The following is a 17,060-nucleotide window of genomic DNA, read 5'->3' as shown; positions in this document are numbered from 1 at the left end:
TTGGCACTATTTATTTATGCCAATTTCTATATTAAGACTTAAGCTATGAGAAAACGCATATATATCGCTTATACTGGTGGTACCATTGGTATGAAGCCGAGCGAAAATGGTTACATTCCACAGAAGCAGCATTTAACCGACGCGATAATGAAAGCGCCTGATTTTCATCGTGAAGAAATGCCAGAATTTACCATTAATGAATATGACCCATTGATTGACTCATCAAATATGTCACCCTCAGATTGGCAACATATTGCTGATGATATCAAAAAAAATTATGATGAATATGACGGTTTTGTCGTATTGCATGGCACAGACACCATGGCTTACACAAGTTCTGCGCTTTCATTTATGTTGGAAAATTTAGGGAAACCTGTCATTGTTACGGGCTCGCAAATACCCTTTAGCCAATTACGTTCAGACGGACAAGAAAACCTACTAAATTCATTATATATTGCCGCTAACTTTCCTATTAATGAAGTAGGCCTATATTTTAATAATAGGCTTTTTCGAGGTAATCGCAGTATCAAAGCTTATGCCGATGGCTTTAATGCCTTTGATTCGCCAAACTTACCCCCTTTGCTAGAAGCGGGTATTAACATTAAGTTAATTGAAGGGAAAATTTCCACGCCAGTATCTCAACCTTTAACATTAGCGCAAATTACGCCTCAACCTATTGGTGTTGTACATTTATATCCTGGTATATCAGTAGAGCTGATTAAAAATATCATTAAACAACCGGTAAAAGCGTTAATAATTCGTAGTTATGGTGTCGGTAATGCGCCACAAAATCAGGCGATGTTAGATTGTTTAAAGCAAGCCAATGACGATGGAATTGTTATTGTTAATTGTAGTCAGTGTATTAAAGGCACAGTCAATATGAAAGGCTATGCAACCGGTAATGCCTTGAGTGAAATAGGCGTTATTAGTGGTCATGATATGACTTTAGAAGCGACATTAACTAAGTTGCATTACTTGTTGAGTAAAGGGTACAGCCAAGAAAAAATTTGCCAATTATTGGAAGTGAGTTTACGCGGCGAATTAAGTTAATCACTGGCAGCGATTAACTCTCAAGGATAAAAAATCGGCTCTGTTATCGTTAATTGTTGTCGGGGCAATGCTACGCGAAAAAGTATTATTAGGCTGCACATACTTTTTCGCCCTCCTATTCATCCCCCGCTTAACGCTTGATGGATTAAAGTGGCACTTCAGTCCAAAAAATCAAATGCAATTAAACTGTTATTAGCAAAAATACCAAACGCTATATTATTCCCCGTCAAAGCAATGTTAGCTAACAGAGTCATTTTCTCTCTAAGCCTTTAAACAGCAAACTTCATAACCTAATAACATTACTGTGTGACACAAAAAGCAAAAAATCAGCAATAAATTGCTGATTTTTTGTAGTCGAACTATAAAACTATCTTATTGAAAAATTGGTTTTATTCTTTCTAGTAACCCAAGGTCTTGTTGAGTCAACTTTCCTAACATTAACCACTGAGAAAACTTAGCGGGTAAATCAATAGCTGTACCTGACGACATTTGCGCTTGCATTAAACTGACCTGCACTGTCATGCGCTGTTGTTGTAAGTTACTTGGCGAAGGATTACCTGATAAAATTTCAAGCTCTAACGTCGCATCTTCTCTATTAAAATGTGTGGTGTTGTTTGCTAATTCTTTTAACTTTTTCTGCCAAGAAGCGGTTAGTTGTAAATATTCTTTATGCTCAGTAAAACTTTCTTCATTACTGATACTTTCTTCAAGGGTCAAAAATAAGTAACCCCATTGGCGTTTTTCATCAGCAAGTTTACAATCAACAATTCTCTTAGCAAGAGTTTTTTCTTTAGCGCTAATTTGTTTTTCGAGATTCAACATTTTTGGCTTTTGTTGCGCAACATCTTTATTTAACACTTGCAACGCTTGCTCAAACATTTGCAGATCGTTTAATTGTGTTACTTGAGCAAATTTTTCTTCAAGTGTTTTTAAAGCACCTTCTAGTTCTGAGGCCCTAGCTGAGGTAGCTGATTTTTCCAAAACATTTTGTTCTGCACGTTTAGCAAAAATATCATCATTGATTTTTCTAAAATTTTGCCAAAGTTTATTTTCTACTTTAGGTCCGGCATAGCCCGTGTTGCGCCATTGTGTTTGCAAGGCTTTAACTTGCGTAACTGCGGTCACAACATCTACTGTCGCCAATAATTTTTCAGCCTCAGTAATGAGTTGCTGCTTTAAGACTTGATTTTCTTGGTGAAAGGCTTTAATTGCAGATTTTATTGGCTGTAACGTGAGATTAAATTGGTTATTAATATTTTGATAAACATCTCGATCAACCTGGCCGGCACTTTGCCATTGTTTTATCAGTTGGTTTAATGCTACTTCTAAGGTTTTATAATCAACCGTCGAACTCTCATCGTTAGTGTTTTTATCACCGATTACTTGCTGGTGAAGTAATTTTGCCTGTTCGACAAATGATTCGCGAGTGATCAAGTGCTGCGCTCTTAACTTTTCTTGCTCGGCAAAAAATAAGCGACAAGGGGTGAACGCTGTTTCGCATAGTTGATTAAATTCATTATTTAAACTTTTTTCTGCATCGTCATCAGCATGACCTAAACTATTCCAAATCTTACGATATTGCTTAACCTTCTCTGCCTGTTCGTTGGGATTATCAAGTGGCGTTTCAACAATCGCTTTAATGTCAGCTAATAGTTGTTGCTTACGTGGTGTGGCAATGTAGCGTTCCCAATCAGCTAACTCGGCAATTTTTTCACTGAGTGAATCATAATCTTTTTGAATACGGTGTTGTTGCTGTTCAGCTAAAGCATTAAATAATTGCTTAGCCTTTTTGAAAACACCAAATGCTGCATTGTACTTGCCAGCAGAGATTAATCGTCTAACATCGTGGAGTTTTTTCTGTGTTATAGAAAACGCTTGTTTTTGTGCTTGTTGCAAAGGTTTTAATGCTTGGCGCCAGTGCTGCTGAATTTCATTGGCCGCAATTTTAATTGAATCTGGTAAAGCACCTGAGGCGTTTTTCTCAGCATGTTTCCAATCGCTTAACCATGTTTGATAAACCGGCAGTCGTTCATCCATTTCTTCAGCTGTTGTTGGTAGAGCTAACTGTGAAATTTTTGAAATTAAATGCGTTGCCTCACTGACTGATTTGGCAATTTCAGGTAATTGCTGTAACTTTTTTTGTTGTTGACAGATTTTAGCAATAAATTCGTTCTGTTCATTTTTAGCTAACACTGAAACAATAATTTCGCTGGTTAATTTGTCAAATAGCGTTTGATATTGTTGCTCTTCAATTTTATCATTTTCAAAAATACTGGTGGTTAACGTTTGATCAATAACCGCTAGTGTTTTATCAAAGTGCATACGCGCTTGCTGTTTTTTTTCATTAAGCTGACGAATAATTTCAGCTTGCACATGTTGCTCAGCTTTAGCGATAAACAATTTATCGAGTTGCGCTAAGATGGCTATTTTTTTATCTTTAAAAGTGGTTATTTCAGCGGCGTCAAAACAACTAAACTCACTAGCTAATACCTGCCATTCATTAGTTAACAGTTCACGTTTATTAAGATAGTCTTGGTACGCGTATTGATCTTTAAGTGCTTGGAGCTTAGCTAAGACTAAATTTACTTTTTTGCGTAATGCTATCGGTTGTTCAATAGCAAACTGCATTTGAGTGATTTTTTCAATCAACTGCTGTGTGATCTCAGCCTGCTGTGATTTTTTCTTTAGCTTTTCTAAAGTATCTAAGTCAGCGACTTTTTCAATGATGTATTGTTGAACCTGTACATTTTGCTTTTGAGTGAAGAGGTTAAGTAATAACTGAGGCTTTAATGCTAACTTATTGCTTTGCTCGTTCACTTGCGTTTTATTGGCGAGCTTTTCAAATAACGCAATGATCAAATCAGCATCTTCGGTAGTTTTCAACCAGTTTTCATACAAGCCATATTGCTTGTGCTCAGCAATGTAACTGAGTTTTTCTTGCTGAGAAACTTTAATGGCATCTTGATCCATTAAAATAGCGGCTACTTTGTCGCTAGCATATTGCTTTACTTTCGCCATGGTATTTTCTTGGCTATGAGTTAACCAAGATTGAAAGCTAGCAAGCTTTATCAAGCCTGCACGTCGAACATTTTCATTGTCGTCGTTTTTGACCAACGCTATGATAATGTCTCGTTGCGCGGGATCATCAACTGATAAACTACTATTAATCGCTTCAACACGCACTACACTGTCTTTATGTTGCCATTTCTTTTTTAAAAATTTAGAGAAAATCATAGATTTGAAAACCTAGCAATATCGTTGCTATCTAACGCTGACGGGAAATCTGCACGCAGTTCATGTTTTGTTTTAATGATCATCTCACCTTTAGGGCCAATAGACAGCGTTTGATCTGAGTTTAGATGCTTGGATTGATAAGCCATAGTAATTTGTACTGCGCTTAATTGCTGCTCTTTATCAACCTGAGTCCCTTCTGGCCATTTACCGGTTTCGGCGGCACACTTTAAACGCAAATACATTTCTTCTGACATATTGTCGACTAACTGAATTATATCCATGAATTTCTCTTTTAGGTAATGTTGATTATGATCGGTTACGCTTGATTAATATAAGTCTGACTCGGGTGATAAGATATAGAATAAAGCCTAAAACTGCACTGGCGATAGACACAACATATTGCCAAGTACCCGGTTGAGCATCTTGCGAATAAAGAAATAAGAAACCACCACAAAATAACAACATGGCGATAAAAGAATGATTCATCAATTGTTGCGATTTTGCCACGATACTTACACGCTTTAAACTCGCTATTTTATCTGCGTCCAACACGGTTAAATCTAACTGACAATGCTCGCACGTTTTTGCTTTATCGGAAATTTTCTTCTTACATTTTGGGCAATTTATAACAGCCATATTTACACCTCTTTTTCGATACTTTATTTTACCTAAAAAAAACGCCCTTGCGGGCGTTTTTTTACACTAAATAACATTTATTTTTTATTTTGTTCTTCTAAACGCTTTTCCCAGAAGTCAGCATTTTTAATTTCTAGGCTTTTTGGGTCAAAAGTGTAAGTTTTAACACCGGCTTTTTGCTGTCGTTCATAATCTCTTAAGGCTTTAATCGCCGGTTTAGCCATAAAGAAAATGGCAATAATACCGACAATATTCAACCAAGCCATTAAACCAACACCAATGTCGCCTAATCCCCAAGCAGCACTTGGTTTTGCCACTGTACCGTAAAACACAGCTGACATAAGTACCAATTTAAGGACAAATCTAAGTATCGGCATTTTGATGGTTTTATTGATGTAAGAAACGTTATTTTCTGCAATAAAGTAATAAGCCAGTACAGTCGTAAAGGCAAAGAAAAATAAAGCTATTGCAATAAACGGTTTACCAAATCCGGTTAATACGCTATCCACGGCAATTTGTGTAAAGGCAGGACCATTAATAACCACATCATTGGCTAAATTGTTAACAATAAAGCTTGTTGACCCTTCAGGCATAACATTATACGAATTAGTGATTAAAATCATAAATGCCGTTGCAGAACAAACAAATAGTGTATCAATATAAACAGAGAACGCTTGAACTAAGCCTTGTTGGGCGGGATGATCAACTTCAGCCGCCGCAGCAGCATGAGGGCCAGTACCTTGACCGGCTTCATTGGAATAAACTCCACGTTTTACGCCCCAACCAATCGCCGCACCAAAGCCTGCCATAGGAGTGAATGCATCAGTGATAATCAACATAAAAATACTGGGTAGTTGATCAATATGCAAAGCAATAATTGAACAGGCAATTATAATGTACGCTAACGCCATAAAAGGGACGACAACTTGGGTAAAGTTGGCGATGCGTTTAACGCCACCAAAAATAATAAAACCGAGTAATAAAACAATAAATACCGCACTATAAACTTTCGTCAAAGGTAACTCACCCATGAAAGAGTTAACTGTGCCGCCACTACCAAAAACATTGACCATAGCATCGCCAATACCATTTGATTGCACAACCGGTAAAAGTACACCACAAGCTAGAATTGTTGCTAAAGCAAAGATCCACGCATACCATTTTTGACCTAACGCTTTTTCTATATAATACGCTGGACCACCACGGTATTGCCCATCTTCTTCTTCTTTGTATATTTGTGCATTGGTTGATTCAATATAAGCAGTCGCCGCACCTAAAAATGCTACCACCCACATCCAAAATACAGCACCGGGGCCACCAAAACCGATAGCCGCAGCAACACCGGCAATATTACCCGTACCCACACGACCCGATAACGAAACAGCAAGTGCTTGAAATGAGGAGATGCCTTTTTCTGAGCTTTTACCTGAAAGTAATAAACGGAACATTTCACGGAAATGACGTATTTGTACAAAACGCGTTAAAATAGAGAAGAAAACACCCGTTCCCAAACAAAGATAAATTAAATATGGGCTCCAAATATAGCCATTAATGTTATTAACAATTTCTTGCATCCTAGACTCCTGATAATTATTATTTTTTTAAAGTTATTTTGCGTTGTAATATATACCCGAACCACTCGCCTTTAGCCAGCTAAACTAGGGAAGCAAGATTACGCCGTATGTATGCACTTAGCTTTTGTCTAACACACAAAACCTATGCAATACAGGATAAGGGCATAACCCTTATCCTCAAATCAAGCTTTAATCGGCTTACCTAGTTTACTGCTGAAGTTACACTTAAATGTGGCACAGTTATAACTCTATGTTATGACTAACAACTAACGTAAGTCATCCACCACGTGGTAAATGGCGGTTAAAAAGTCGCGACCAAATAAACTACTGCGCTCATCTGACCAACCGACACTGTAGTCGGGTAATAAATTGTTGTCTTTAAATGGCATTTCAACAGTGTAGGCTAAACATTTAAATTGTTCACCCACCCAATTCGCCGCCACCGTTAAGTTAGCTTGGCCAGGCTCGTCTTTATCGTAACCTTTGTCATCTTGAAACTCTGGCGTTATAGCTAAAAGCACATTTTTGAATTTGTCTTCAAGGCCTTTAATACGCTCGTTATATGAAGGAACACCTTCACTACCGGCAACAAAATTAAAAGGTAAAGCTTCATCACCATGAATATCTAAATGCATATCTACGCCTGTCGCAAGCATTTTTTCACGCACAAGATACACCTCAGGACTATTTTCCATCGTGGGTGTTTGCCATTCACGATTTAAGTTAACACCTTTAGCATTGGTACGCAGATGACCACGAGCTGAGCCGTCAGGATTCATGTTGGGGACTAAATAAAATACCGCACTGTTTAACAATGACCGCGCAACCCCATCGTCTTCATCTAATAAGCGATCAATAAAGCCTTCCATAAACCATTCGGCCATAGATTCACCCGGATGCTGACGTGCAGTTATCCAAATAACTTTTTTACCTGCACCCTCTTCACCCACTTTTAGGACCGACATATCACGGCCATCGAGTGTTTGCCCCAATACCTGTAACTGACAATCAATATCTAATTGTGCACTGTGAATTAAGTCTTGATGACGTTCATAACTGTAAGGTGCAAAGTAGGCAAAATAAGTCGCGTCATATTCTGGTGTGAAAGTAATAGTAAGATTTTCACCATCAAATTCTGTTGGTACACGAAACCAATGTTGGCGGTCATAAGATGCAACCGCTTGATAATCTTTCCAACCGTCGACATAAGCCGACTTACCTGCATTAGTTAAATGCATGACATGTTCAACATGTTCGGTATTATGAAGTTTGAAGTGAAACCATTGGTAGAATGCTGATTGATTATCTTTTTTAATGGCTAGTTGAATATTACTTGGGTCTTTTGCTGAGATAACATCGATATTACCCGAGTCAAAGTTTGCAGAAATTTGCATAAGGCCTTTTGCTCATGATTGTTTTGATGGCCTTAGTGTACACAAACCGGTAAAAGATCAGAAGACTAAAGACTCCTTAAATACAGACCAATTTCAGAAGAATAGCCTAGAGAGCGACCAATGATGGTATTTTCTCCATTTAACACATAATAACTTGGATAACCCTGCACTTGAAAATCAGCTTTTACTGACTCATTACCTAAAGCAACCGGAAAGGTTAATTGATGATTATTAGTAAATTTTTTAACTTCATCAAGATCAACAAAATCTAACGCGACAGCGATGACATCTATTTCAGGATTTTTTTGATAAACACTTTGCAAATTATCAATACTAAAATTACATACCGGACACCAAGGTGCAAAAAAATAAACAATGGTCTTTTTACCCTTAGCTTGTAGCCTTATATCATTATGCATCAGCGTCTTTAGTTGATGTTTAACAGGCACAACATCGGCACTAGTAGACAGCATGCTCGTTTCTCGCAACATCGAGATAGCATTAAAAATGAATAAAAAAACCAGTACCTGTATTAATAAACTACGCAACAAAAGAGTAACTTCCAAAAATTCACATCATAATAGTTAAGACCGGTTTAGTTATTTTTTTGTTCATCTTAATCATTAAAATATGACTGACTGCAGGTAACACTTGAGATTTTCAGATCAAAAAACAGATTCACCACCTGATTTAGCGCCTGTATGATAACTTTTACCAAACAGAACGCTACGTTATGATCACCATAGTGCATTGTCGTTTATAGTTTTTATCGTTATCTATCTGCTGTTTTTAAACTACTAGCCGATTAATACACTGATAATCATTTGCTAAGCGGTGGAACCAAAAAAATAATAACCTTTAGTCTGTAGTCTTTTCATCGTGTAATTCAATGTTAAGTTCTAAGACATTTAAATTACCCTCTTTTTTATCAAGATTTATTGAAAAACTTTCATCTGATACTTTAATATATTTACGCAAAACGTTAAGAATATCCTCAGTGAGTTGCGGTAAGTAATCAGGCTGTTTATTTCGACTAGTTCGCTCGTGCGCAACAATAATCTGCAAGCGCTCTTTAGCTTTAAAAGCTGTGGTTACCTGTTTTTCTTTTTTCTGTAAAAAGTAATCTAATAGTGCCATGTTATCCTCCAAACATACGACTGAAAATGCCTTTTTTCTCGGCAACTAAAAATCTAAATTCAACCGTCTCACCTAATAAACGGTCTATAACATCCTGATACGCTTTCCCTGCATCACTTTCAATATCTAAAATTACTGGCTCGCCGGAATTCGATGCTTTAAGTACAGCTTGTGATTCTGGAATAACGCCTAACAAGGGTATTGAGAGAATATCTACAACGTCTTCAACACTGAGCATTTCACCTTCTTCCACGCGTTTAGGAGAGTAACGTGTCAATAATAAATGCTCTTTTATTGGTTCTAAACCAAGTTCTGCTCTGCGTGAGCGACTGGCTAGCATACCTAAAATGCGGTCAGAATCACGTACTGATGAAACTTCAGGGTTGGTCGTTACTATAGCTTCATCCGCATAATAAAGCGCCATCATCGCGCCGGCTTCAATGCCTGCAGGCGAATCACAGATAATATAATCAAAAGTTTTTGCCAACTCTTCCAATACTTTACCAACGTTTTCTTTAGTTAATGCATCTTTGTCGCGCGTTTGTGAAGCCGGTAATATAGATAAGCTACTAACGCGTTTATCTTTAATAAGTGCCTGGTTTAAGGTCGCTTCACCGTTAATAACATTAACAAAATCATAAACAACGCGACGTTCACAGCCCATAATTAAGTCAAGATTTCGTAAACCAATATCAAAATCAATTAAAACAACTTTATGACCTTTTAATGCTAAACCAATACCAATGGCAGCACTTGATGTTGTTTTACCCACACCACCTTTGCCTGATGTAACTACTATTATGCGTGCCATAGAACGAATATCCTTTATAAGTTAGAAATTAAATAAGTTTTGATGACGTTAATTCACTGTCAGTCAAGTGTATAAATGCTGGTGAGCCCCAATGTTGCTGCATTGACTCACTGAGCCAATAGTTACCATTAATGGAGACCAATTCAGCTTCAAGATTTTGGCAATATATTTGCGCTTTATGATGACCTTTTGCGCCAGCAATTGCTCGACCACGTAACGAACCATAAACATGAATATTACCATCGGCAATCACTTCAGCACCGGCTGAAACTGAGCCAATAACCACTAAATTTTGATTTTTAGCATAAAGTTGCTGACCAGAGCGAACTTGGCCTCGGTGGACTTTGTCAGTGTATAGATGACATTCAGCACTAGCGGCTATTTTTGTCACACTTTCTTGTGCAATAGCCGTTTGTTTTGCGGTACTCACTTTTGTGGTATTAACAAAAGAAAAACCAAGTTCACGAATAAGTTTGCGTTGCTCTGTCGCTATATCACCAGTAAAACCAACAAAAGTAAAATTGAATTCTTCGATTAATGTTTTTATCGCTTGATATTCAATGCCGCCTACAAGTTTTTCGATATTGACCACAACAGGTACTAGGTAAAAAAAATCGGGAGCTTGAGCAACTTTCTTTATTAAATCAGCACGAATATCGGCTAATTTTGACGTTCTTAAATGTAAAACAGAAAGGGTAAAGCTTGACCCTTTAAATTCAATGCTTGCATCAGCCATAATGAAGGTGCTCCTAACTAAAAACTCAATGTATTTGGATGCAATTTATCTGATAAATGCAACTAAACATAATGCAACTTGACATAAAATAGCCAGTATTACTGTTATCTTACCAATAGATAGCAGTAATGCTGGAAAATTAAAGTACTATAACGCACTTTTCAGCTTTAAAATCAAAGCCTCTTGCTCGTGTTGAGACAGCTTAATTTTATTATTTGCCATGAGTAGTGAATAACTTAAATTAACTGATGCCACCAATAAAGCACGCTCACTGCTCGCCGTACCTTTTTGTTTCTTAATGTCATCACACATAGCAGCAAGATTACTCGCCGCTTGCTTTAAATCCTCTACTTGTTCAGCCGGACAAAAAAACTGGTGTTGCTTGCCCATAATTTCAATGCTGATCTTTTTGGAGTCTTCAACCAACATTAACTAAGCTCTTCTACACTTTGTAACTTACCTAAAAGGCTGGTTAATACGCTATTTGTTTGCTTTTGTTTTTCTTCACCTTCAAGTGCTTCTAGTTGTAACATTTCGTTTTCATCGACTAGCACTGATTTTTGTAACTCTAATTCTGCCACTTGGCTTTTTAATAGGTTATTTTTTGCAATGATCTGTTCAATCAGTTGTTCGAGTTGAGGAAGAGTATTTTCTATCATAAGGCGCTCTGGTTAACTGTAGTAAATAAAGGCGGCAAACTTAATCTAAAGTGAGACAAAATGCTACTTTTTAGCGCAATTATTGGCTTAATTTATGTAACAATTATCAACAGCGAAGGTGAACAGGTAATTGCGACTAAAAAACATACAGTTAGGCGTAAAATTAAGCAGTAATAATCACGATTGTTCCAACGCATTACTCTGCATGATATTAACTAGCGCAATCAATGGCAAAATTTTCTTAAGACTCAGTCTATATTTTACGTCTTGGTGTGTGCTAAACGTTTTCTATTCAATTTGGCGGTAGAATAAATATTTGAACGCTTTTGGAAAAAAGACACTAACCACTCTTTTAACTGAATTTTATATAAAACCGCTAACCTTACGATTAACAGCTTTGCTATAATTGACCGCTAGATGCTGATTTTAAGGCGACTTAAAAATTTAAAGCGACATTAAACCTTATTCAAACAGTTAACTAATCTTATGTATAAAAGCTCGATAGACTTGTTCATTAAGTTTTTTATTGAATTAAATACATGTGATTAATTAAGTGTGCTACTTTTTCATCCAGAAAAATGGCTAAATACCATTAGTAAAGATCTTATAATCAATCAAATTTTCAAGCGAAACTCTATACAATATATTTTAAATAGGAGCACTTAGTGCCAACATCTTCATTTATATCAGCTAGTTCAAACAAAACAGTTTCCGCGCCAATAGCCAAAAAAATTCCACATGAAATGAACATTCACCATCATCAACGGGTGGATAATTATTATTGGATGCGTGATGACCAGCGCATTGACGAAGAGGTATTGGCGCACCTCAATGATGAAAATGCTTATGCTGATACTATGTTAACCGAGCAAAAACCTTTACAGGAATTACTTTTTCAAGAGCTTAAAGCCCGAGTGGTAAAAGACGATAATACCGTGCCAGCAAAAGACGGTAAGTATTGGTATCACAGCGAAATTAGTGGTGAGCAAGAGTTTTCAAATTTTTATCGAGCAACTAGCTTTGCTGGTGAAAACAAAACCCTGTTATTAGATGTTAATGAACGCGCCAAAGACCATGAGTTTTATGATTTAGGCGATGTTTCGATAAGTCCTAATGATCAATTAATGTCAATCTCTGAAGACACGGACAGCCGCCGTATTTACACCATTATCTTTAAAGACTTAAACCAAGCTGTCGACTCAGACGATATTTATTTAACCGATATTATCGTCGAAACTGAAGGCGAAGTGGTTTGGGCTAACGACAATCAAACCATATTCTATGTCAAAAAAGATCTAGAAACCTTGTTAGGTACGCAAGTTTATCGTCACAAATTAGGCACGGCACAATCTGATGATGTGCTGGTTTATGAAGAAAAAGATCACAGCTTTTACATGAGTTTAGATAAGAGCAGAGATGACAGTCAAATTTATATTTGTTTACACGCCACTGAATCAACACATTGTTTAGCGCTAAGTGCTGACGAGCCTGATGGCAAGTTTGTTGAGCTGTTTCCATATCAAGAACAACACGAATACCACGCTGATAAAATGGCCGAACACTTTTACATTGTCACTAACTACCAGGCGAAAAACTTTAGATTAATGAAGGTGGCGGTTGATCAAGTTAATGATATCAATAACTGGCAAGAAGTTATTCCACATAGAGAAAATGTGCTGTTAGAAGGCATTGAATTATTTCATCACTTTATTGTGGTTACCGAACGAGAAAATGGCCAAATTCGTTTTATAGTTCACACCACACAGGGTGAAAATGCAGGTCATCAATATCCCCTGTCGTTTGACGACCCCTGCTATTTTTCTTGCTTAGGTGATAACCCTGAGCCAGAAAGTACCACTGCAAGACTCTATTATTCAAGTTTAACAACCCCCGGCTCTTTATATGATTTTGACTTAGCCACTGGTGAGCGAAAGCTGATTAAACAGCAAAAAGTATTAGGCGACTTTAACAAAGCAGATTACCAATCAGAGCGCTTATTTATTAGCGCACGTGATGGCACACAAGTACCCGTATCGCTTGTATATCGTAGCACTAGCTTTAAAAAAGATGGCACTAACCCGCTGCTGCAATACGGTTATGGTGCATATGGTATTACAATAGGTCCTAATTTTTCTAGTCAAACCTTAAGCTTACTCGACCGAGGTTTTGTGTACGTTATCGCCCATGTTCGTGGCTCAGAGATGCTAGGAAGAGCATGGTACGAAACCGGTAAAATGTCACATAAACAAAATACCTTTAATGACTTTATTGACGTTACCCAAGCATTGGTGACACAAGGTTATGGTGCTAAAGATAAAATATTTGCCTCAGGCGGCAGCGCCGGCGGCTTATTAATGGGCGCTATAGCAAACCAAGCACCTGAATTGTATTTAGGCATTGGCGCCCATGTACCATTTTTAGACGTGTTAACGACTATGCTCGATGAAACCATACCGCTAACCACCAATGAATATGACGAATGGGGTAATCCAAACGAAGCACAAGCCTACCAGGATATTTTAGCTTATTCGCCTATTGATAATATCAGCGCGCAACACTACCCCAATATACTGGTAACCACCGGCTTACATGACTCACAAGTACAGTACTTTGAACCCATGAAGTGGGTAGCAAAACTGCGAGAGTTTAAAACAGATGATAACTTATTGCTCTTTAAAACAGATATGGACGCGGGCCATGGCGGTGCATCAGGACGTTTTAAGCGTTTAAAAGAAAGCGCCTTAGAGATGAGCTTTTTTATCTCATTACTACCAGAAGCTAGTAATGAGATTTAAGGAGAATAACGTTAACTAAGTGAAGTTACCTGATTAAAAATATCAGAGTAGAGTTAGCAAGGTAGAGTTAATAAAGTAAGTCGTTGACCTTGTTATTCATAAGTGGGATTTTCTCACTTGTGAATAACAATACCCCCTGCCCAATGCATGATCACAACTAGCACAAAACAAACGTTTTTTATCAAGCGAGTTCGACCCAACGACTACTGGCTGTCCACCGACAATATTTCAGTAGAAAAAGGCAATATAGCAAGTGAATCTGTCATCACGTCCCTTAACATTTTACCTTAGCAGTTGCCCTTAATAAGCTTATTTAACTTCTTAACGCTAAATGTCAGATATTCAAACAGCAGGTAAGTTTTGAGCCAGCCATTGGGTAAATTGTGCTTTCGGTAAAGCCCCTGACATACGCGCGATTTCTTTACCATGATGAAATATCATTAAAGTAGGAATCGAACGAATATTATAACCGCCTGCGGTATTTTGATTATGTTCTGTATCTAACTTCACAAAACAAGCCTGAGCAAACATTTCACCGGCAACTTGTTCAAAGGTAGGGGCAAACTGTTTACATGGTCCACACCATTCAGCCCAGAAGTCGACGACCACAGGTAAACCATTGTCTGTAACAAAACGGCTAAAGTTTTTATCGCTACCTACAACGGGTTTAGTGGAAAGCACCAATTTTCCACACTTGCCACAAACAGGTTTATTATTGAGCTTGTCTTTAGCTAAGCGATTTTTTGTACTGCAACTTGCGCAAACTATTTGAATAAGTGAATCAGACATAGTAGATCTCCGTAGAAGTCGTTTAAAACTTGTTTAGAATTTATTTAGAAAAGATAAGCCGCTATTAAAATATTTATTAATATGGGTTTCTGTAGCTTTTAATTCAAGTGGACAAGGGCTATTAATCAATTTTGCCGGAATAACACGCCCATTTAATAAGGATTATGCTCACAAGCATGTTATTAGAGACGAGATTTCTCCCCAAAAATACCGTGAATTTGTATTCTCTTGGATTAACGCTGCCGGATCGATTGTAAGTGGCTGTTGTGGTGTATCACCAGAGCAGATTAACATCTAGCCGAACTAAAATAACTTTCGAGCTTTGTGAACTTATAGCCTAACCACATTGAAAATAGTATTTGAGACAAAGCCTCACACATCACAACCCCATGATAAAAAATATGTTTTAAATTTTTTTAAAACATAGATACCGAGGCTATGATGAATAGTTATGATGGCAGACTTGATAATTGGCTAAAGCTGGGTGCCTCTTCCCTAATAAATTAGTCGATGAACTATCTTCATTTAAAATAATATTTCCACTCGTATTATCGATAACTGAATACATATCTTAACGAATAATTGGACATTTAATGGTTTCCATTAATATCGGTATTGCAAATGATTCCCATTTGCAATACCATGTTTACCAAACATCATATGAAGCGATATTTACGACTGACTCTTCCGATGATATAACAATACTACTGGTAATAAAGGCATTAACTTTCTCGATTTCTCATAGGTAAATATCTAAATATATAGCTAATTTTTAGATAATACCTCGAGTAAACCGTTAAACATAATTAATGTGTTTTAGTTATCTGGCTAATTATAAAGCATATATTTTATAAGTATTTTTCTCTTATACAAGTTCATTTTTAAAGCAGTTATGAATAAAAAACAATGGTCTACCTGGCATAGCCTTGTAGGTATCAAACTAGCAATATTAAGCTGTTTTATTTTAATAACAGGCACTTTTGCTGTTATATCGCATGAAATTGACTGGCTTGCTAATAGCAGTCAACGAGTTCTTCCATCAGTTTCTTCTGTAGATATCAACTGGCCTAAAATTTATCGGGCCGCCAACCAACAAAACGCCACACAGATAGTTAGCATTAACGCCCCTATTGATGATTGGTTTGCGGTTGAAGTGCTGCGCTTGGACAATAATGGCGAACGATATCGTCAATTTTACCACCCTGTAACCGGTGACTATCAAGGTGAAGGCCGTTGGCTTAATTGGCAAAGATTTTTTAGAATGTCACATCGACACTTAATGCTGCCAACGACTTATGGTATTACCATTGTTTGTATTGTTGGGTTAGTGCTGTTTTTTTCACTGATCTCAGGATTTTTTATCATTCCTAAATGGTGGAAAGGCTTTTTTAAAAAACCGAGAACAAATAACAGTAAAACGTTTTGGAATGACTGCCATCGACTTTTTGGTTTATGGTCCAGTTGGTTATTATTGACTGTTTGTATAACCGGCATATGGTATTTAATTGAAGTATGGGGTGGCAGAGCTAATTTTCCTGAACAAAAAACACCTGAAAATAGCGTTAATAAACTTGTTGTTAGCACCACAACGAGTGTCTTTGAAAAAGTGATAAACAGTGTTGGTCAGTATCATGATTTAACCATTAAACGTATTGTACTACCCAGTATAAAGGCACAAACAATTATCGTTGAAGGTCAAAATGATACGCTATTAGTGAGAAATAGAGCCAATAATGTTATTTTTGATGGCCTAACTGGCAACTATTTATCACGTCGAATGGCAGATAAACAATCTTTACATGTCAGAATATCTGAGGCCGCTGATCCGCTACATTTTGGCATTTTTGGTGGTATCTACACTAAAATATTGTACTTCTCATTTGGCGCTACTTTGTGTGCATTAGCCATTTCAGGTACTTATCTTTATGGTCTACGGCAATATAAGTCAAAGCGTGGCGAGTTAAATATCGCGAAAAAAGTATGGAAAAAATCATGGCACGGTACAGGTCATTGGAAATGGTTATCTTTAATGCTCATTGCTGCTGCGCTGACGCTCGCGTTACTTACTTTTTCAAACACTACATTATCTAAATTATTACTCTAAATCGAAATTGCGCTCTTCCGACTTTATTCAGGCTATTTTAAAAATGTATACTGATAACCTTTACTGAAGCCTTTTGCATCTACCCTGTAGCAAATAGTCAAAGCATAATCGCTAGTTACAAACTTTTACAAGATACAAATG

Annotated in this window: 15 protein-coding genes; 3 read left to right on the top strand and 12 right to left on the bottom strand. The window is 37.2% G+C overall.

The genetic code is table 11. The annotated features are described in order from the left end of the window. Window positions 1–45: 45 nt before the first annotated feature. Window positions 46–1,050, top strand: coding sequence for an asparaginase (gene ansA / locus H4J65_RS08855; RefSeq protein WP_182135745.1), 1,005 nt, complete (start codon window positions 46–48; stop codon window positions 1,048–1,050). 372 nt (window positions 1,051–1,422) lie between these two features. Here the strand turns inward: ansA and H4J65_RS08850 are convergent, their stop codons facing one another. From H4J65_RS08850 to H4J65_RS08800, 11 genes are all read right to left on the bottom strand, one after another. Then, window positions 1,423–4,284 carry a DUF349 domain-containing protein gene (locus tag H4J65_RS08850; protein WP_182197650.1) on the bottom strand — a complete coding sequence of 954 codons (2,862 nt, stop codon included), beginning with the start codon at window positions 4,282–4,284 and terminating at the stop codon, window positions 1,423–1,425. Next, the gene (locus tag H4J65_RS08845; RefSeq protein ID WP_182135747.1) at window positions 4,281–4,565 is read right to left on the bottom strand and encodes a YeaC family protein; all 285 of its coding nucleotides are present in this window, start codon (window positions 4,563–4,565) and stop codon (window positions 4,281–4,283) included. Before H4J65_RS08845 ends, H4J65_RS08850 begins: the two co-directional genes overlap by 4 nt. Before the next feature lie 25 nt (window positions 4,566–4,590). Next, window positions 4,591–4,920, bottom strand: a complete 330-nt coding sequence (locus H4J65_RS08840; protein ID WP_182183549.1) for a zinc ribbon domain-containing protein — start codon at window positions 4,918–4,920, stop codon at window positions 4,591–4,593. Between the two features lie 77 nt (window positions 4,921–4,997). Beyond that, a complete protein-coding gene (locus tag H4J65_RS08835) occupies window positions 4,998–6,494 on the bottom strand; it encodes a sodium:alanine symporter family protein (RefSeq protein ID WP_182135749.1) in 1,497 nt (498 codons plus the stop codon). 266 nt (window positions 6,495–6,760) lie between these two features. Continuing rightward, complete coding sequence (locus H4J65_RS08830; protein WP_182197647.1) at window positions 6,761–7,888, bottom strand: carboxypeptidase family protein; 1,128 nt, start codon at window positions 7,886–7,888, stop codon at window positions 6,761–6,763. Window positions 7,889–7,953: 65 nt separating this feature from the next. Next, window positions 7,954–8,361, bottom strand: coding sequence for a TlpA disulfide reductase family protein (locus H4J65_RS08825; RefSeq protein ID WP_259367568.1), 408 nt, complete (start codon window positions 8,359–8,361; stop codon window positions 7,954–7,956). 385 nt (window positions 8,362–8,746) lie between these two features. After that, complete coding sequence (gene minE / locus H4J65_RS08820; protein ID WP_182135752.1) at window positions 8,747–9,025, bottom strand: cell division topological specificity factor MinE; 279 nt, start codon at window positions 9,023–9,025, stop codon at window positions 8,747–8,749. Window position 9,026: 1 nt separating this feature from the next. Continuing rightward, entirely contained in the window at window positions 9,027–9,836 is an 810-nt protein-coding gene (gene minD, locus H4J65_RS08815; protein WP_182135753.1) for a septum site-determining protein MinD, read from the bottom strand. A 28-nt stretch (window positions 9,837–9,864) separates the two neighbouring features. After that, the gene (gene minC, locus H4J65_RS08810) at window positions 9,865–10,572 is read right to left on the bottom strand and encodes a septum site-determining protein MinC (RefSeq protein WP_182197645.1); all 708 of its coding nucleotides are present in this window, start codon (window positions 10,570–10,572) and stop codon (window positions 9,865–9,867) included. A gap of 147 nt (window positions 10,573–10,719) precedes the next feature. After that, entirely contained in the window at window positions 10,720–11,001 is a 282-nt protein-coding gene (locus H4J65_RS08805; protein WP_182135755.1) for a cell division protein ZapA, read from the bottom strand. Further along, entirely contained in the window at window positions 11,001–11,231 is a 231-nt protein-coding gene (locus H4J65_RS08800; protein WP_182135756.1) for a DUF904 domain-containing protein, read from the bottom strand. Before H4J65_RS08800 ends, H4J65_RS08805 begins: the two co-directional genes overlap by 1 nt. A gap of 665 nt (window positions 11,232–11,896) precedes the next feature. Between H4J65_RS08800 and H4J65_RS08795 the strand changes: the two genes are divergently transcribed. Beyond that, window positions 11,897–14,026 carry a S9 family peptidase gene (locus tag H4J65_RS08795; RefSeq protein ID WP_182197642.1) on the top strand — a complete coding sequence of 710 codons (2,130 nt, stop codon included), beginning with the start codon at window positions 11,897–11,899 and terminating at the stop codon, window positions 14,024–14,026. 342 nt (window positions 14,027–14,368) lie between these two features. Here H4J65_RS08795 and trxC read toward each other — a convergent pair whose 3' ends face one another. Next, entirely contained in the window at window positions 14,369–14,815 is a 447-nt protein-coding gene (trxC, locus tag H4J65_RS08790) for a thioredoxin TrxC (protein WP_182197640.1), read from the bottom strand. A gap of 892 nt (window positions 14,816–15,707) precedes the next feature. Here trxC and H4J65_RS08785 point away from each other — a divergent pair. Beyond that, complete coding sequence (locus H4J65_RS08785) at window positions 15,708–16,919, top strand: PepSY domain-containing protein (protein WP_182197637.1); 1,212 nt, start codon at window positions 15,708–15,710, stop codon at window positions 16,917–16,919. Window positions 16,920–17,060: the final 141 nt, after the last annotated feature.

The sequence above is a fragment of the Colwellia sp. MB02u-9 genome (assembly GCF_014077085.1).
Lineage (GTDB): Bacteria > Pseudomonadota > Gammaproteobacteria > Enterobacterales > Alteromonadaceae > Cognaticolwellia.
This window is presented reverse-complemented; position numbering and strand designations above follow the sequence as displayed.